General features: G+C 60.3%; 17 protein-coding genes and 3 pseudogenes. 13 read left to right on the forward strand and 7 right to left on the reverse strand.

Annotation, left to right across the window (positions count from 1 at the left end):
- Window position 1: 1 nt before the first annotated feature.
- The 3 genes from ACZRKZ_RS20910 to ACZRKZ_RS20920 are packed head-to-tail and all read left to right on the forward strand — an operon-like array spanning window position 2 to window position 3,669.
- Complete coding sequence (locus tag ACZRKZ_RS20910; RefSeq protein WP_463982613.1) at window positions 2-1,810, forward strand: sensor histidine kinase; 1,809 nt, start codon at window positions 2-4, stop codon at window positions 1,808-1,810.
- Window positions 1,807-3,189: a sigma-54-dependent transcriptional regulator gene (locus ACZRKZ_RS20915; RefSeq protein ID WP_463982614.1), complete on the forward strand. Its 1,383-nt coding sequence runs from the start codon at window positions 1,807-1,809 to the stop codon at window positions 3,187-3,189. Before ACZRKZ_RS20910 ends, ACZRKZ_RS20915 begins: the two co-directional genes overlap by 4 nt.
- Window positions 3,190-3,213: 24 nt before the next feature.
- Window positions 3,214-3,669, forward strand: a complete 456-nt coding sequence (locus ACZRKZ_RS20920; RefSeq protein ID WP_463968945.1) for a YiiD C-terminal domain-containing protein — start codon at window positions 3,214-3,216, stop codon at window positions 3,667-3,669.
- A 42-nt stretch (window positions 3,670-3,711) separates the two neighbouring features.
- Here ACZRKZ_RS20920 and cysQ read toward each other — a convergent pair whose 3' ends face one another.
- Window positions 3,712-4,548: a 3'(2'),5'-bisphosphate nucleotidase CysQ gene (gene cysQ / locus ACZRKZ_RS20925; RefSeq protein WP_463968944.1), complete on the reverse strand. Its 837-nt coding sequence runs from the start codon at window positions 4,546-4,548 to the stop codon at window positions 3,712-3,714.
- The gene (gene nudE / locus ACZRKZ_RS20930) at window positions 4,545-5,111 is read right to left on the reverse strand and encodes an ADP compounds hydrolase NudE (RefSeq protein WP_463968943.1); all 567 of its coding nucleotides are present in this window, start codon (window positions 5,109-5,111) and stop codon (window positions 4,545-4,547) included. The genes cysQ and nudE overlap by 4 nt, the downstream gene beginning before the upstream one ends.
- 87 nt (window positions 5,112-5,198) lie before the next feature.
- Between nudE and yrfG the strand changes: the two genes are divergently transcribed.
- Window positions 5,199-5,861 (forward strand): GMP/IMP nucleotidase, encoded by a 663-nt coding sequence (gene yrfG / locus ACZRKZ_RS20935; RefSeq protein WP_350613900.1) that lies wholly within the window; start codon window positions 5,199-5,201, stop codon window positions 5,859-5,861.
- Here the strand turns inward: yrfG and ACZRKZ_RS20940 are convergent.
- Window positions 5,860-5,949: pseudogene (locus tag ACZRKZ_RS20940) on the reverse strand (outer membrane lipoprotein carrier protein LolA); the annotation flags it as partial. The gene yrfG and the pseudogene ACZRKZ_RS20940 sit on opposite strands and share 2 nt — an antisense overlap.
- Before the next feature lie 23 nt (window positions 5,950-5,972).
- Window positions 5,973-6,413, reverse strand: coding sequence for a peptidoglycan-binding protein LysM (gene lysM / locus ACZRKZ_RS20945; RefSeq protein ID WP_463982615.1), 441 nt, complete (start codon window positions 6,411-6,413; stop codon window positions 5,973-5,975).
- 132 nt (window positions 6,414-6,545) lie between these two features.
- Here lysM and ACZRKZ_RS20950 point away from each other — a divergent pair, with 132 nt between their 5' ends.
- The 5 genes and pseudogenes from ACZRKZ_RS20950 to ACZRKZ_RS20970 form a co-directional block, all read left to right on the forward strand.
- Complete coding sequence (locus ACZRKZ_RS20950; RefSeq protein WP_463982616.1) at window positions 6,546-7,433, forward strand: LysR family transcriptional regulator; 888 nt, start codon at window positions 6,546-6,548, stop codon at window positions 7,431-7,433.
- Between the two features lie 93 nt (window positions 7,434-7,526).
- Window positions 7,527-8,366 carry a formate dehydrogenase accessory sulfurtransferase FdhD gene (gene fdhD, locus ACZRKZ_RS20955; protein WP_463968939.1) on the forward strand — a complete coding sequence of 280 codons (840 nt, stop codon included), beginning with the start codon at window positions 7,527-7,529 and terminating at the stop codon, window positions 8,364-8,366.
- Window positions 8,363-10,711, forward strand: coding sequence for an FdhF/YdeP family oxidoreductase (locus tag ACZRKZ_RS20960; protein WP_463982617.1), 2,349 nt, complete (start codon window positions 8,363-8,365; stop codon window positions 10,709-10,711). The genes fdhD and ACZRKZ_RS20960 overlap by 4 nt, the downstream gene beginning before the upstream one ends.
- 288 nt (window positions 10,712-10,999) lie before the next feature.
- Window positions 11,000-11,479 carry a glycine zipper domain-containing protein gene (locus ACZRKZ_RS20965; RefSeq protein WP_463982618.1) on the forward strand — a complete coding sequence of 160 codons (480 nt, stop codon included), beginning with the start codon at window positions 11,000-11,002 and terminating at the stop codon, window positions 11,477-11,479.
- A gap of 33 nt (window positions 11,480-11,512) precedes the next feature.
- Window positions 11,513-11,629, forward strand: a pseudogene (locus tag ACZRKZ_RS20970) (outer membrane lipoprotein carrier protein LolA); the annotation flags it as partial.
- Here the strand turns inward: ACZRKZ_RS20970 and ACZRKZ_RS20975 are convergent.
- The 3 genes from ACZRKZ_RS20975 to ACZRKZ_RS20985 form a co-directional block, all read right to left on the reverse strand.
- Window positions 11,586-12,017, reverse strand: a complete 432-nt coding sequence (locus ACZRKZ_RS20975) for an acyl-CoA thioesterase (RefSeq protein WP_463982619.1) — start codon at window positions 12,015-12,017, stop codon at window positions 11,586-11,588. The pseudogene ACZRKZ_RS20970 and the gene ACZRKZ_RS20975 sit on opposite strands and share 44 nt — an antisense overlap.
- 23 nt (window positions 12,018-12,040) lie before the next feature.
- Window positions 12,041-13,978, reverse strand: a complete 1,938-nt coding sequence (locus tag ACZRKZ_RS20980; RefSeq protein WP_463982620.1) for a RecQ family ATP-dependent DNA helicase — start codon at window positions 13,976-13,978, stop codon at window positions 12,041-12,043.
- 255 nt (window positions 13,979-14,233) lie between these two features.
- Window positions 14,234-15,409 (reverse strand): tetratricopeptide repeat protein, encoded by a 1,176-nt coding sequence (locus tag ACZRKZ_RS20985; RefSeq protein ID WP_463982621.1) that lies wholly within the window; start codon window positions 15,407-15,409, stop codon window positions 14,234-14,236.
- A gap of 175 nt (window positions 15,410-15,584) precedes the next feature.
- Between ACZRKZ_RS20985 and ACZRKZ_RS20990 the strand changes: the two genes are divergently transcribed.
- From ACZRKZ_RS20990 to ACZRKZ_RS21005, 4 genes and pseudogenes are all read left to right on the forward strand, one after another.
- Window positions 15,585-15,755, forward strand: coding sequence for a YhfG family protein (locus ACZRKZ_RS20990; RefSeq protein ID WP_005783831.1), 171 nt, complete (start codon window positions 15,585-15,587; stop codon window positions 15,753-15,755).
- Window positions 15,755-16,348 (forward strand): putative adenosine monophosphate-protein transferase Fic, encoded by a 594-nt coding sequence (locus ACZRKZ_RS20995; protein WP_463982622.1) that lies wholly within the window; start codon window positions 15,755-15,757, stop codon window positions 16,346-16,348. The genes ACZRKZ_RS20990 and ACZRKZ_RS20995 overlap by 1 nt, the downstream gene beginning before the upstream one ends.
- Window positions 16,349-16,485: 137 nt before the next feature.
- Window positions 16,486-16,839, forward strand: coding sequence for a DUF1493 family protein (locus tag ACZRKZ_RS21000; protein ID WP_463968933.1), 354 nt, complete (start codon window positions 16,486-16,488; stop codon window positions 16,837-16,839).
- A 109-nt stretch (window positions 16,840-16,948) separates the two neighbouring features.
- Window positions 16,949-17,514 (forward strand): annotated as a pseudogene (locus ACZRKZ_RS21005) (EamA family transporter).
- The last annotated feature ends 20 nt before the right edge of the window (window positions 17,515-17,534 follow it).

Genomic DNA, 17,534 nt, shown 5'->3' on the forward strand with positions numbered 1-17,534 from the left:
CATGACCCCACCCCTTGCGCGAAGACCCCGCTGGCGTAGCCTGGCCTTGCTGGCGCTATGCCTGGCGCCGCTACTGTGGCCGCTGGAGCACTTGGCCGAGCGCTACTATCGTAGCGAATTGGCCGGGCAGAACCGTCAGACCCTCGACCTGTACGTCGCCAACCTGCTGGGCACCCTGCACCGCTACGAAGTGTTACCGCAGATCCTTGGCGACTTGCCAGCCCTGCGTACTGCCCTCGACGCGCCCCACGTCAGCACCAACCTGGTCAGCGCCAACCTGCTGCTCAAGGACGTCGCCGCCCAGGCCGGGGTGGAAGTGATGTACCTGATGGACACCACCGGCAAGACCCTGGCCGCGTCGAACTGGGACAAGCAAGACAGCTTCGTCGGTCGCAACTTCTCCTTTCGCCCCTACTTCAGCGAAGCCATGGCTGGGCGCATGGGCCGTTTCTTCGGCCTGGGCACCACCTCGGCCAAGCGCGGCTACTTCTTCGCTGCTGCTGTGCGCGACGGTGAAACCATCATCGGCGTGCTGGTGGTCAAGGTCGACCTGGACCACACCGAAAGCCTCTGGGGCAAGACCCCGGAGCAATTGCTGGTGACCGACCACAACGGCGTGGTAATTCTCACCTCGCGCCCACAATGGCGCTTTCGTGCTACCCGGCCGCTGACCGATGCGGAGCGCCAAGCCATCATCGCCATCCAGCCCTATCCGACCCGTGACCCGCAGCCACTGAACCTCAATCCCAATGCCTGGCTGCGGCAATCCACGGCAATCGCCGAAACCGGCTGGAACGTTGAAATCCTCGCCCCACGCACATTGATCGACCGTCCGGTGCGTACTGTCGTTGCGGTCGGGGGCGCGGCGTTGCTGGTGCTGATGCTCTTGCTCGGCCTGATGATGCAGCGCCGTCGCCACTACCTGGAACGCATTGCCTTCGAAGCCAAGGCCCGCCGCGAACTGGAAATGCGCGTGATCGAGCGCACCAGCGACCTGGAAGGCCTCAACCGACGGCTCAAACAGGAAGTGCTGGAGCGTGAGCACGCGCAGCAGGAACTGGTGCGCGCCCAGGATGACCTGGTGCAGGCCGGCAAACTGTCAGCGCTGGGCACCATGTCGGCAAGCATCAGCCATGAACTCAACCAACCGCTGGCGGCCATTCGCAGCTATGCGGAAAATGCCGAAATCCTCCTCGACCATCAACGCACCGACGATGCCCGAGACAACCTCAAGCTGATCAGCGAACTGACCGGGCGCATGGCCTCGATCATCGCCCATCTTCGTGCCTTTGCTCGACGTGACCGCCATGCACCGGAAAGCGTGGCCCTGCAACCGGCCCTGGATGACGCCCTGGCGCTGCTAGCCAAACGCAGGCGAACCATGGAAGTCGAGTTGATCCGCGACTTGCCGGAGGCGACCTTGTGGGTGGAGGCTGGGGAAACACGGCTGCGCCAGGTGCTGGGCAACCTGCTGGCCAACGCCCTGGATGCGCTGACCGAAAAAGGTCCGCCGCGAAAATTGTGGTTGAGTGCCCAATCCACCGAACAGGGCGTCAACCTGTACATTCGCGACAACGGCCCGGGGTTCTGCATGGAAGCCCTGGGCCGCGCCAGCGAGCCCTTCTACACCACCAAGACCCGCACCCAGGGCCTGGGGTTGGGCCTGGCGATCTGTGACACGCTGATGCGCGCCTTTGGCGGTGAACTGCTGTTCGCCAACCACCGCGAAGGTGGCGCACTGTTAACCTTGAAACTGCGCGCCGGAGCACCTGGCGTCAGTTTGCAACCGTCCGAGGACCGCAGTGTATGAGTATCGATAACCAGATTCAGGTGGTGTTGATCGACGACGATCCGCATCTGCGTCAGGCCCTGTGCCAGACCCTGGACCTGGCCGGGCTGAAAGTCCTGCCCCTTGGCGAAGCCACGGGCCTGACCCCACGCTTGTCCCGAGATTGGCCGGGAGTGGTGGTCAGTGATATCCGCATGCCAGGCATGGACGGTCTTGAGCTGCTGGCCGAACTTCACGGCCAGGACCCTGAGTTGCCGGTGCTGCTGATCACCGGCCACGGCGACGTGCCGCTGGCGGTTCAGGCCATGCGTGCCGGCGCCTACGATTTCCTCGAAAAACCCTTCGCCAGCGACGCCCTGCTCGACAGCGTGCGCCGCGCCCTGGCCTTGCGCCGGCTGGTGCTGGACAACCGCAGCCTGCGTCTGGCCCTGAGCGATCGCCAGCAACTGAGCACGCGACTGGTCGGGCAATCGGCACCGATGCTGCGCCTGCGCGAACAGATCGGGGCGCTGGCGGCGACCAAGGCCGACGTGCTGATCCTTGGCGAAACCGGCGCCGGCAAGGAAGTGGTAGCCCGCGCCCTGCACGATCTGTCGAACCGCCGTGCTGGTCCGTTTGTAGCGATAAACGCTGGCGCCCTGGCCGAGTCGGTGGTGGAAAGTGAGTTGTTTGGTCATGAACCAGGCGCGTTCACTGGTGCGCAAAAACGACGAATCGGCAAGTTCGAATTTGCCAATGGTGGCACGCTATTTCTCGATGAAATCGAAAGCATGAGCCTGGACGTGCAGGTCAAACTGCTGCGGCTGTTGCAGGAACGGGTGGTGGAGCGCCTGGGGGGCAATCAACTGATCCCGCTGGATATCCGCATCATCGCCGCCACCAAGGAAGACCTGCGCCAGTCGGCCGATCAGGGGCGCTTTCGGGCCGACTTGTACTATCGCCTCAACGTCGCGTCGCTGCGCATTCCGCCCCTGCGCGAGCGCGGCGAAGATGCGTTAATGCTATTCCAGCACTTCGCCGACGAGGCCAGCACTCGCCATGGCCTGCCGCTGCATGAGTTGCAACCGGGCCAGCGCGCCTTGCTGCTGCGCCACAGTTGGCCGGGCAATGTACGGGAGCTGCAAAATGCCGCCGAACGCTTCGCCCTGGGCCTGGAGCTGGCGCTGGACAATACGCCGGACGGCCCGGCGGCGGGCATTGCGATCGCGACCGGTGGCCTGAGTGAGCAAGTCGAACACTTCGAGAAAAGCCTGATCTGCGCCGAACTGGCCCGTCCCCACAGTTCCATGCGCAGCCTCGCCGAGGCCCTTGGCGTGCCGCGCAAAACCCTGCACGACAAACTGCGCAAGCACGGGCTGAACTTCGCCGACAGCGGCAACAGCAGTGCGGACGACGAATGACCTTCACTTTGCCAAGAGGCACCCATGAGTCGCGATAGCCGTTACCTCGAATCGATCCTCCACCACGACATTCCCCTTACGCGGGAGATGGGCCTCAAGGTGCTCGGCTGGCAGGACCGGCAACTGCAACTGCACTTGCCGTTACAGGCCAATATCAACCACAAAAGCACCATGTTCGGCGGCAGTCTCTACTGCGGTGCCGTGCTGGCGGGCTGGGGTTGGCTGCACCTGCAATTGCGTGAGGAAGGGATCGAGGACGGGCACATCGTGATTCAGGAAGGGCAGATCAGTTATCCGTTGCCCGTCACTCGGGATGCGACGGTGATTTGCCAAGCGCCGGAGGAAAAGGTGTGGAAGCGTTTTGTGGCGACGTATCGGCGGTATGGGCGGGCGCGATTGGCGCTGGAGACGTGGATTGTGAATGACGGCAGTGAAGAACGTGCCGTCGCCTTCACTGGCCAATATGTCCTTCACCGCTAAACGCAGGCTTGCCACACAACGGCGCTTGTAGGAGCAAGCTTGCTATAGGCTAGCCAGGGTCAACAGCCGCTCGCGCCACGCGGCCTTCGCCGGCAACGCCAAAAAAAACGGGTTCAGTAGCGATTCCCGCGCTGGATAACTGAACGGCTGGCCATTCAACTCCAGCACTTCACCACCCGCCCCCTCCAGCACGCCCTGGGCGGCAGCGGTGTCCCATTGCGAGGTCGGTGCCAGGCGCGGGTAGCAATCAGCGGAGCCCTCGGCCAACAGGCAAAACTTCAGCGAGCTGCCGATATTGGCCAGCTTCAACTCCCCCAGTCCTTCGCTCAATCCAGCCAGCAAGCGCTCTTGCTCGGGACTGGAGTGGCGGCGGCTGGCAACCACGGTAAACGCCTCACCCGCCGCAGGCATCTGGCGTACCTGAATCTGCTTGGGCGCTTCATTCACATCAGAGCGCCAGGCCCCAAGGCGGGCACCACCGAAATAACAACGGCCGCTGGTGGGAATCGACACCACGCCAAACACCACCCGGCCTTGTTCGATCAAGGCGATATTGACGGTAAATTCTTCACTGCCGCTGATGAACTCCTTGGTGCCATCCAACGGGTCCACCAGCCACCAGCGCTGCCAACCGGCACGTACGCTTTGATCGATGTCGGCGTCTTCCTCCGAGAGCACTGGAATGCTCGGGTCCAGCGCGGTCAGCCCAGCGAGAATCAGATGGTGAGCGGCAAGATCAGCGGCGGTCACCGGTGAATCATCGGACTTGTTGGTCACGGCTACATCGGCACGCCAATACGGCAGGATCACTTCACCCGCCTGGCGGGCCAATTCAATCACAGGAGCAATAAGCGGGTGACCCAGGAACAGTTCGCTCATGGCTGGAACGCTCCTCGTTGGGTCAACAGGTCTCGCACCAGATAGAGCGCGGCCAGGGCACGGCCTTCGCTGAACTGCTCGTTTTGCGCCAACTGTGAGAGCTCGCGCAGGTTAACCCGCTCCACGCGCATCGGCTCGGGTTCGTCGCCTTCCAGGCGCTCTTCATACAGGTCAGTGGCCAGCACTACCTGGATTTTCTGGCTCATGTAGCCGGGAGACAGCGACAGTTCTGTCAGGTGTTCCAACTGACGGGCGCCGAAACCTGCTTCTTCCTTAAGCTCCCGGTCCGCCGCTGCCAATACGTCTTCACCCGGCTCGATCAGGCCCTTGGGCAAGGACAATTCGTACTCGTCGGTGCCACCGCAGTACTCTTCGATCAACAGCGCATGGTCAGAATCGATCATCGCCACGATCATCACCGCGCCATACCCTGCGCCTTTGCCCACCAGGCGCTCGTAGGTACGTTCCACGCCATTGGAAAAGCGCAATTGCACTTCCTCCACGCGGAACAAACGGCTGCTGGCGACGATTTCGCGGGCGAGGACGGTGGGTTTCTGGCGCATAAGCGGCTCCTTGGCGTGATCGGGTTACTATACCGTGGCTTTTCCGATTGTCTGTGTCGGATGTCTTTACTTACATGAGAGCTTTTCATGCCCCCATTGCCTTGGCACGCCATCGACACCGTCCTGCTGGACATGGACGGCACCTTGCTGGACCTGCATTTTGACAACCATTTCTGGATGGAGCACCTGCCCCAGCGCTATGCCGACCTGCATGGCGTGAGCCGGGCCATGGCCGAGATGGAGCTGCAGCCGTTGTTCGAGCGTAACGCCGGTCAGTTGCAATGGTATTGCCTGGACTTCTGGAGCGCCGAGCTGAACATCCCGGTGCGCGAACTCAAACTGGAAACCGCCCATCTGATCGCGCTGCGCCCGGATGCCGACACCTTTCTGGCAGCGATCAAACAGGCCGGAAAACGCGTGATCCTGATCACCAACGCCCACCGCGACTCACTGTCGCTGAAACTGGAACGCATTGAGCTGGCGCCGTATTTCGAACGGCTGATCAGTTCCCATGACTATGGTTTCGCCAAGGAAAACCCGCAGTTCTGGGACGCCCTGCAAGCAGACATCGCCTTCGACCCGGCCCGTAGCCTGTTTATCGACGACACCTTGCCGATCCTGCGCAGCGCTCGGGATTTTGGAGTGGGGTATTTGCTGGCAGTGAAAGAGCCGGACAGCCGGAAGGGGCCTAAAGACACGGCGGAGTTTGCGGCGGTGGGGGATTATCGGGAGTTGATTGTCGGACTGTAACTGTAGGAGCGAGCTTGCTCGCGAAGAACCCGAGAACGAAGCGGGGCGTCAGGCTTCCCGCGTTATCGTTGACGACCTTCGCGAGCAAGCTCGCTCTTACAGGGGTACTGCTTACTCAGGAATACGCAGCGTCTGCCCAGGATAGATTTTGTCCGGATGGGACAGCAGCGGCTTGTTGGCCTCGAAGATTTTGTTGTACTGGTTGGCGTTGCCATACACTGCCAAGGAGATCGCGCTCAGCGTGTCGCCCTTTTTCACCACAACAAAGCGGGCCGCAGCAACTACCCGACCAGAAACAGTGATCTGGTCATCCACACTGGCCACACCGGCAATATTGCCCAGCGCCAACAGGATCTTTTCTTTCTCTTCCTGACTGGCGACTTCACCCGTTACGGTCACCTTGTCACCATCAACCGTGGTCTGCACATTCGGACTCCCCAGACCAACTTTGGCGACGTGGTCTTTCAACTGCTCACTCGCGTTCGCATTACCCGGCGTCAACAGATCAATCAACTTCTCGCCTGCTTCTTTAACAAAGCTAAAAATACTCATGGTGCGCTCTCCTTGGGTTTTGATTTCCAGATGCCCAAGACTAGACCAGTCTTACAGACCTTGGTTCCAGTCCGACCAATGACCCAAACGCGCTAGAATCCCCCAGCCATTGGAATAAGCACTGGAGCGAAGATGGACATCAAACAACTGAAATTCCTCATCGCCCTCGACGAAACCCGTCACTTCGGCCAGGCGGCCGCGCGCTGCCACATTACCCAGCCCACGTTGTCGATGCGCCTGCGCAGCCTGGAAGAAGAGTTACAGCTGCCACTGGTCAATCGCGGCCAGCGCTTCGAAGGCTTTACCGCCCCCGGTGAGCGCGTGCTGGCCTGGGCGCGCACAGTGCTGGCGGCCTATGACGGCTTGCAGGCCGAAGCGGCTGCCTGCCGTGGCAACCTGGTAGGCACGCTACGCCTGGGCGTGGTGCCATTGTCGAGTTTCGATCCCTTGGCCCTGATGCAACAGCTGCACAAACAACACCCCAGCCTACGCTTTGAACTGTCGGCCTTGAGTTCGGAACAGATCCTCGAACACTTGGCGAGCAATCGCCTGGACCTCGGCGTGTCGTACCTGGAACGCCTGGACAGCGAACGCTTCGACTCCCTGGCCTTGGGCGAAACACGCATGGGCCTGCTTTACGACCAGCGTTTCTTCAGCTTCGGTGAAAAACCCCTGAGCTGGGAATCGCTGATCGAATTGCCCCTGGGCATGCTCACCAGCGGCATGCATTTTCGCCAATCCATAGACCACAACTTCCACAGCCGTGGCCTCACGCCACAACCGCTGCTGCAAACCGATGCTGTCCATCAGTTGCTGCAAGCGGTACACGGCGGCTTGTGTTGCGCGGTGATGCCACTGGACGGAGGCCTGGACGCCTTGACTGAGCATCTGCGCCTGCAACCCATTGAAAATGCCCATACCCTGGCGAACCTGGGCCTGATCATGCGCCGCAGCGCCCCACGCTCCGCGCTGGCGGAAGCCTGTTTCGCGCTTTACCAGAAATCGCTGCTGGAACCCTGATCGACGTCATCTATCGGTAGATCAGTACTGACGATTAGACGCGACTCTTTGTCGCGCCTAGTCTTAGTACTGAACAGTCCGCAGGTATGACCCATGAACGCCAAGCGCCAAGCCTGCGCGGCGCCCGCTCTCAAAATGCCAGCGCCCGCCGCCAGCCAGAGCTATCAATACAGCAATCTCGAACACACCGAATCAGCCAGCACCGCCTTGGCCGAGGAAGTCGCGCTGGCGATTGCCTACAACGACATCAGCCAGGCGGTCATGCTGGTTACACCCACCGACCTTGAAGACTTTATTGTTGGCTTCAGCCTGGGTAGCGGCATCATTGCCGACGTCAGCGATATTTATGACCTGAAACTCAGCGGCGCAGGCTCGGCCCAGTACGCCCAGGTACAGATTTCCAGCCGCGCCTTCTGGAACCTCAAGCAGCAACGCCGGCAACTGGCCGGTACCAGCGGCTGCGGCCTGTGTGGCGTGGAAGCGGTGGAGCAGGCGCTGCCAGACCTCAAGGTGCTGCCCGGCGCGCCCTTGCCGCCTGCCGCATGGCTCGACGGCCTGCGCCAGCGCATCAGCGCCTTCCAGCCCCTGGGCCAATACAGCGGCGCGGTGCATGCGGCGGTGTTCATGAACGGCCAGGGCGAATTGCTGCTGGGTCGTGAGGACATCGGCCGACATAACGCGCTGGATAAACTGATCGGCGCGCTGATCCGCCAGAACATCTCGACCGACGGCGGCGTGGCGATTGTCACCAGCCGCTGCAGCCTCGAACTGATCCAGAAAGTCCTGCGCGCCGGCATCCAGACCCTGGTCAGCCTATCGTCGCCCACCGGCCTGGCCCTGCAATGGGCCCGCCGGCACAACCTCAATCTCATCCACCTGCCGCAGAAAAGTGCGCCGCGGGTCTACAGCCCTGCGATGGAGAATCAAGCGTGAGCACTCATCATCAAGCCGACAAGCCCCCAACCCCGCGCTACAAGCCTTACAAAGGCCCGGCCGGCGGCTGGGGCGCATTGATCAGCGTGGCACAGGCCTGGTTGACCAGTGACAACGCGCTGAAAAACCTGCGCATGATGCTCAAGACCAACCAGAACGGCGGCTTCGACTGCCCTGGCTGCGCATGGGGTGACTCGCCGGAAAGCGGCATGGTCAAATTCTGCGAAAACGGCGCCAAGGCGGTCAACTGGGAAGCCACCAAGCGCCGGGTCGACAGCGCGTTCTTCGCCAAGCACAGCGTCAGCTCGCTGCTGGAACAGAGTGACTACTGGCTGGAATATCAGGGCCGCCTGACCGAGCCGATGAGCTATGACGCCGAGACCGACCGTTACAAACCCATCAGTTGGGAGTCGGCCTTCGACCTGATCGGCAAGCACCTGCAGGCGCTGCCAAGCCCGGACATGGCCGAGTTCTACACCTCGGGCCGGGCCAGCAACGAGGCGGCTTATTTGTACCAGCTGTTCGTGCGCGCCTATGGCACCAACAATTTCCCGGATTGTTCGAACATGTGCCACGAGGCCAGCGGTGTGGCCCTGGCGCAAAGTGTGGGCGTCGGCAAAGGCACCGTGACCTTCGACGACTTCGAACATGCCGATGCAATTTTCGTCCTCGGCCAGAACCCTGGCACCAACCATCCGCGGATGCTGGAGCCACTGCGTGAAGCGGTGAAGCGCGGCGCCCAGGTGGTGTGCATCAACCCGCTCAAAGAGCGCGGCCTGGAACGTTTCCAAAACCCACAACACCCGCTGGAAATGCTTACCAACGGCGACAAGCCGACCAACACCGCGTATTTCCGTCCGGCGCTGGGCGGCGACATGGCGATCCTGCGAGGCATGGCCAAGTTCCTGCTGCTGTGGGAGCGCCAGGCCCAGGCCGAAGGCAAGGAAGCGGTGTTCGACCACGACTTTCTCAACGAACACACGGCCAACATCCTCGAATACCTGGGGCGCATCGACGATACCTCTTGGGAGGAAATCGTCGAGCAATCCGGCCTGACCCTGGTGGAGATCGAGCAAGCGGCGCGCATGTACGCCAAAGGCAAGAACGTAATCATGTGCTGGGCCATGGGCATCACCCAGCACCGCCACTCGGTGCCGACCATCCAGGAAATCGCCAACCTGATGATGCTGCGCGGCAACATTGGCCGCCCAGGCGCGGGCCTGTGCCCGGTGCGCGGCCACAGCAACGTGCAGGGCGACCGCACCATGGGCATCAACGAACGGCCACCGGTGGCGTTCCTCGATTCCCTGGAACGGCGCTTCCAGTTCAAGGTTCCCCGTGAAAACGGCCACAACGTGGTAGAAGCAATTCACGCCATGCTCGACGGTCGCTCCAAAGTATTTATCGGCCTGGGCGGCAACTTCGCTCAAGCAACGCCAGACAGCCCGCGCACCTTCCAGGCCCTGAGCAATTGCAACCTGACCGTGCAGATCAGTACCAAACTCAACCGCAGCCACTTGGCTCACGGTAAGGAAGCGCTGATCCTGCCGTGCTACGGCCGCACCGACATCGACATCCAGGCCGATGGCCCGCAGGCGGTGACGGTGGAAGACTCGTTCAGCATGGTCCACGCCTCCAACGGCCAGTTGCAGCCGCTGTCCAAACAGATGCGCTCGGAGCCGGCGATTCTCGCCGGTATCGCCGCCGCTACCCTGGGCAGCAAACCGGTGGACTGGAACTGGCTGGTGGCCGATTACAGCCGCATCCGCGACCTGATTGCCGACACCATCCCTGGCTTCAAGGACTTCAACGAGCGAGTGAAAAACCCAGGCGGCTTCTACCTGGGCAACAGCGCCGGCGCCCGTCGCTGGAACACGCCATCAGGTCGCGCCAACTTTCGCGCGAACATCCTGCCCAAGGACCTGGTGCACGAACGCACCCGCGCCACCGGGCAGTTGCCGGACCTGATCATGCAGTCGATGCGCTCCCACGATCAGTACAACACCACTATCTATGGCCTTGATGACCGTTATCGTGGAGTGAAGGGCCAGCGTGACGTGCTGTTCGTCAACGAAGCCGACATCATCCGCCTGGGCTTCAAGCCAGGGCAGAAGGCCGATATCGTGTCGATCTGGGATGACGGTCGTGAACGTCGGGTCAAGGGTTTCACCCTGCTGGCATTTGATATTCCCGCTGGGCAGGCGGCGGCTTACTACCCGGAAGTAAACCCGCTGGTGCCGCTGGAAAGCACCGGGGATGGCAGCCATACGCCGACGTCGAAGTTTGTGGCGATTCGGCTGGAAGCGGCCAGTGCGACAGGGTTGATCATGGCCAAATCCGCGTAAGGCAATGTGGCAAGCGGCGGCAACTCCCCCGCAGTGGTCGAGCTTTAGCGAGGCTACGTGGGCAGCAGCGTCGCCCTCAAGCAACCCGAATTTTGGGCATAAAAAAGGCCGCTTTTACATAAAAGCGGCCGTTCCGAAGTAACTACAGACTCACAAAATTGACTTAAGTTCCCCATATAAAACAGTAAGTTAGATTATTGTATACAACTCGTGTCATTGGTCGGATACCCATTGTCACCAGCCCGAGACGGCCTCAGGATCGCGCCGTCATCCTCTTGAGGTTCCCCTATGAAGTTCTCCTCGATTCTCTTGTTGTCCCTTGGCCTGGTCAGTGGCGCAGCCATGGCCGGTGGCACCACCGAAGCCGGTGTGGGCGGCGCATTGGGCGGGGTACTCGGTTCGGTTGTTGGCCAGCAGTTGGGTGGTAACACCGGTTCGGCAATCGGTGCGGCCCTCGGCGGCGCAGGCGGCAGCGCGGTTGGCGCAGACAAACGCAGCCGTGGCGAAGCAGCCATTGGCGGCGCACTAGGCGCAGCCGGCGGCAACGTGGTCGGCCGCAGTGTCGGCGGCAGCACTGGCAGCCTGATCGGCGCGGCCGCAGGCGGTGGCGCCGGTGGCGCGCTGGGCAACTACATGGGTAACAAGAGCGATGACGACGACCGCGGTTACCGCGGTCGCGACAACCGTCGCTATGACCGCGATGATCATCGTGGCCGTGGTCATGCGTATGGGCATCGCAAGAACAAGCATCACTCCCGTCACCGCTAAGACCTTCCCCCAGTAGGAGCGAGCTTGCTCGCGATGATCGTCAACGATGACGATGGAAACCTGACACCCCGCTGTGCTCTCAGGTTTTTCGCGAGCAAGCTAGCTCCTACAATACCAAGCGCTGTAACGCACCTCGCAGCGCTTGCGGGATCGTCACCGGCTGATTCGACGCCCGATCCACGAACACATGCACAAACCTCCCCGCCGCACAGGCCTCGTCCTCACCGGCCTTGAACACCGCCAACTCATACTGCACCGAACTGTTGCCCAACTTGCCCACCCGTAACCCAATCTCGATCCGGTCGGGAAAGGCAATCGAGGCGAAGTAATCGCAGGCCGAGCTCACCACAAACCCCACCACTTCTCCGTCATGGATATCCAGCCCGCCCTGCTCAATCAGGTAGGTATTCACTGCCGTGTCGAAAAAGCTGTAGTAGGTGACATTATTCACATGGCCATACACATCGTTGTCGTGCCAACGGGTAATGATCAGCTGGAAGTGACGGTAATCGGCGCGCTTGGGCATTGAGTCGGACATGGGCAAGTCTCAGGAAAGTGGTTTTACACGCTATTCAAATGAGTCTCGGCCCATTCCCGCACAGCCGCATAAGGATATTCCTCCAGCGCAGCAAAACCTGGAATCCCTCTCGCCTTCAGCTTGGTAAATAGCGGAACGCTGATACCGCACAAAAACCGCGTCAACCGTTCGGCTCCGGGCAAGTGGCCGTTGTACTGATGATGCCTGTGGATAAAATCGCCGCACAGCCCCTGGAAGTTTTTATCCACAAGTGGCGGCAGTCTTGGCGGCTCCGGTAAATGCGCGACCTGACCGTGGCAGACCGAACAATGTCCGCACTGCTGGGGCGCTTTTTCGTCACCAAAGTACTGCGCAAGGCGATAGCCCAGGCAGCGATCGGTGGCGAACAGATCCAGCATCGCGTGGATCCGCGCAACCTCCGTGGCCTCGTGCTGTTTGAAGCTGGCGTGCAGTTGCGCACTCAGGGCCTGCGGATCAAAATCGGTATTGAGCAGGCTGTAGACCTCGGTCATCTGCTTGCTTTCCAGCTCGATCAGGCCCTGTTCCTGGAAGTAATCCAGGGCCGTCACCACCCTGTTTCGCTCGGCTTGATGCTGTTGATAGAGCGCGTCGAAATCCACCGTCGCCCAGGTTTTAGCCCTTTTGCAGACTTGGATAATCGCCGAGACAAACTGCTGCCGCTCGCCGGAAAAACGCGCAAGCAATGCCTCGGGCTCCACCAGATACTTGAAGCGGTACTCAGCGTAAAAGGCGTAGCGCGGGGCGATCAAGCCCTTGAGCTCGAGCTGCACCAACAAGGTCTTGAGCGGCAGTTCGCGGATGTTGCTGTGGTCCGAAAGTGACCTGAGCAAAAACTCCCACTGCCCATCACCACGGGCTGCCAGCAACTCCTCCAGTACACAGCGAATGCCTTCCTGCTCCGGCGTGTCGCCGTACACGAAGTTCTCCAAAATATTGAGGCTGTCACGGTTAGCCAAAACCAGACAGTCAGACGGCTGCCCATCACGCCCGGCACGACCGATTTCCTGGCTGTAGTTCTCGATGGATTTGGGCAGGTCGAAGTGCACGACGTTGCGGATGTCGCTCTTGTCGATACCCATGCCGAAGGCGATGGTAGCGACGATGCAATTGGACTGGCCGCCCATGAACCGTCGTTGGATACCCTCACGCTTATCGTGGGGCAAACCCGCGTGATAAGCCTCGGCCTGGATGCCGTTGCGGTTCAAATGCTCGGCAATCTGCTCGGCGGTTTTTTGCAGGGTGACATAGACGATGCTCGGCTGATTGGCCCGCTCCTTCATCCACGTCACCAAGTGCCGACGCTTGTCTTGACCGGTGACGGGCTCCACCAGCAGATTGAGGTTGGGCCGGTAGAAGCCCGTGGTGATCACATCCTCCGGCGCAATGGCGAACTTGGCCTGCATGTCGGCGATCACCTTGGGCGTCGCCGTGGCGGTCAACAGCAACGCCTGGGGGATGCGGAACTGGCGCTGGTAGTCCGGCAGCTTCAAGTAGTCCGGGCGAAAGTTATGGCCCCATTCGGAAATACAGTGAGCCTCGTCCACCACCAACAGCGAGATCGGCACGGTTTGCAGGAAATTGCGGAAACGCTCGTTTTTCAAGCGTTCCACGGAAACCATCAAGATCTTCAGCTCGCCCGAACGCGCCCGGGCCATTACGTCATTGGCGTCATCGCGGCTCTGGGCCGAGTCAATACTGCCGGCCGAGATACCGTGGCGCTGCAAAAAACCCAGTTGGTCTTGCATCAGCGCCAGCAGCGGCGACACCACCAACGTCAGGTGTGGCAACAACACGGCAGACAGCTGATAACAAAGAGACTTGCCGGAGCCGGTGGGGAAAATCGCCGCCGCCGAACGGCCAGCCAGCACGGCACTGACGGCTGCCTCCTGGCCCAAACGAAACTGTGGATAACCAAAGACCTGTTGGAGGGTGTTGTGCATAAGCTGTCACTCCATTGACCGCTGAACGAGGCAAAAACATAGTTCGAAAACACAGCTCGAAAAAATAGCCCAGCACGTTCGGCGAATCGAGAAAGGCCGCAGAAAAAAAGAGACAAGATAATACACAGGGTACGGGGTGGCCTTGGGCCGAATCGGGATGATTGGACAAGTGTTGCAGGAATAAGCAATTTGCCGCGTAAGAAATGAACAACGCGCCAAAGGGCGCGTTGTGGATATCGCTGCGTTACAGCTCGATCAGCGGTTCTGCACCCGCTCGATCGCCTTGTCATACACCGGACTGGCCTTCTGCTCCTTGGCCAACTGGTAGTGACGCAACGCATCGGCGAACTGCCCGGCCGCTTCATAAATCCGCGCAATGTTGTAGTAGGAGCCCGCACGTACCGTAGCCGCTGTAGGACCGCTGGCCAGGGCAATTGCCTTGCGGTTGGCCCAGATCGATTCGGCAGTGTTGCCGGCTTTCTGATAGGCCAGGCCGAGGTTACCGTAGGCTTGACCGTAAGAGTTGTTCAGCTCAATGGCCTGACGGAAGTAGTCAATCGCCTGGTCCAGGTTACCGGCCTGGTAGGCTGCTTCACCTTTAGTGTTCAGCTTCTTCGCATCGCCCTGGGCCGAGGAACTCACCACCACCGCATCGACCGCCACACTGTCATCCAGCAGCGGCTTGACTTCGTTGAGTACGTTCTCAGCGTCGACATTTACGCCGCTGAAGGAGTTGATGTCCTGGAAATCGCCACTGCCGGTCATGCGGAACACGGTCCACAGGTTGCCACTGCGGCTTTGCGGCACGTAGTAGGTGCGCACCAGCGACTGGCCCATGTACACAAATACCTTGGCTTCACTGTCGGACAGTTCGCGCGAGCCTGGGTTGCCGCGGTTGGTGAAGTCATGCACGGCGTAGACATAGCTTTCACCGTAATGCTTCTTCTGCAGCGTGATGGTTTCCGGCCCGTAGCTGTCAGTGTCGTCCACATCCAGTTCGGCGTCGGTACCGGTCTTGCTTTGGAAGTAGATGTTGTTGCCAGGGAAGATCATGTGGGAATCGAGGTCGGATGGCGTCCGTCCCCAGGTCAACACCACGCGCAGGCCGTCGAGGTTTTCCATCACTGGGCTTACGGCATAGGTCATGCCCTTGCACGGGCACTTGACCACCAGGTTGGAGTAGCCAGGCTTCTTGATGATCAGCAGGTTGCTGGCGTCATCAGCGGCTTCGCTGGTCAGGGTGACTTGGCCCTGAGCGTTGGTACGGCCCACTACGTTCTGCGCGCCGTTACGTTGCAGCAGCACTTCGGCGTCGTCAATTTTCTGGTCCTTGACCACCGCACTGAGCACTTCAATTGGCAATTGCTCAGCCTGAACCGACAACGCGGCCACGCACAATGACATCGCCGAAGCGACACGAAGCAAACCCATGCTTAACTCCCTTTAAGATGCGGACGGAAACGTCCTGTAAGATTTCGCGGTGGAACATACGCTGAATTCAGGGGTTTTGCCGGAAATTTATGCAAAATGTGACATGGTTTTTATCCCGCCTACGCCCGGACGCATTGCGCTACACTCTAGCCTTGCCACCCTGGAGAACGCTGTGATGAGCGAACTGACGTTTGAGCAAAAGCAGGATCACTACCACAAGATCCGCCGTTCCAACTACCTGGCTAGCCTGCGCCTGGAAGGGTTCGACACCCAACCCGCCGATGTCGACAAACCCCTGCCGACCCGCGAAGCCGTCCTCGCCAAGTACCGCAACACCTCACGCTGATGCTCGACAAATACGGGGTGGGCCATGACCCGTACTGCTACCCCGGTAGCAGCGTTCTGCGTAACCGCCTCGACTTGTTTGATGAAGAGCGTCTGCACCAGGCCGAGCGGGAATTGTCCGAAATTGCCGTCGGCAGCCTCCCCCTCTATCCGCCGCCCTACGACCTTGAACGGCTGCAGCACATCCACCGCATCCTGTTCGGCGATATCTACGAATGGGCCGGGGAACTGCGCACGGTCAACATTCAGAAAGGCGACACCCTGTTCTGCACCCCGGAACGCATCCCGCCCGAATCGGCAAAAATCATCCGGCAGATGGAACAGGCCAACTGGTTCATTGGCCTCGGCCAAGGCGAACTGGTGTCCCGCATCGCCGAAGCCTACGGCGACCTCAACGTCATTCATCCTTTTCGCGAAGGCAATGGCCGGGCGCAGCGGATTCTGTTCGAGCAAATCATCGTTAATGCCGGGTTTTCGGTGAACTGGTGGCTGGTGAAAAATGCCGCGTGGATACCCGCGAATATTGATGCGGTGGCTTGTGATTACCGGGGGCTGGAGGCGATTTTTGAGCGGTGTATCAGTTCGCCGCATTAGCCCTCGATCGTCAACTAACCACCGCTGAGGCCGTCAAGCGAACGCCTCCTCAACAGCCACATTTGACTTGTTTCGTTTGAAGGATCGCAGTCCCATCGATAAAGTCAGTCATCCCCACCCACTCTCGCGTGCCCACCATGAACCTGGCCCCCAACTTCCCCGAAGACGCCGCCATGCAGCAGCTCCTGCAACTGCTGCACGAAGAAATCGGCTTGCCCGAACACAAGACCCTGCGCCTTGAAACCGCCATCAATCTCGATCTGGGTTGCGACGGCGTCGAAGCCAAACAGTTCATGGAAGCGCTGGAACAAGACTTCGCCGTCCACTTGAACGACTACGATGCTTATCGTTACTTCCAACCTCCCGTCTTCGACGTCTTCCTGAAACACCGAGCTAAAGGCCGCGGCGAGAAAATCGCGCTGACCATCGGCATGCTCTACCTGGCAATCAAGACTCAACGCTGGGACACGCAAACCCTGGAAAACCTGTAGGAGCGAGCTTGCTCGCGAAAAACCTGAGAGCGCCGCGTTAAACCTGGAAGCCCGCGTTATCGTTAACGACCTTCGCGAGCAAGCTCGCGCCTACAATTAAGGACCCTACATGGACGTACTAATGGGCCTGCTGGCCGCCCTGCTCTGGGGTGGCACGGACTTTCTCGTTGGCCTCAACGCCCGAGCCGTCGGCGTCAAACGCGCGGTGTACTTCGGCCAAGCCTTGGGCTTCGTGATCATGACCCTGCTGCTGATCATATTCCCCGCCTTCCTCCTGAAATCCCTCGCCGCGCCCTTGAGCGTCTGGCTCCTTGGCGCCGCAGCCGCCTTACTCACTGTCTCCGGCGCCCTCGCCCTGTCCAAGGCCTTCGCACTGGGCAAAGCGGCCATCGTCGCGCCTCTGGTGACGTCCTACGGCACGGCCTGAAAATCCCACCGCTAAAAAACTGCGCAACGCTGACCGGGGCGAGCTTGATGAACCTGGGCGGTTTCTCGGCATTTTCCTGGGGCGCGATGGCTGGGTCGGTTTCAGTGGTGACGGTGATCAGCACTCTGTCCGGCGGGATCGCGGCGATTTTGGGGTTTGTGTTTTTCAAGGAACGACTGTCGGCGGTGCAGGTGACGGGCGTTGTACTGGTGCTAGCGGGTGCGGTGGTTTTACATCTAGTCGACTAATCATTTGCCCACAAAAAACC

This window comes from Pseudomonas sp. c313, assembly GCF_055407145.1.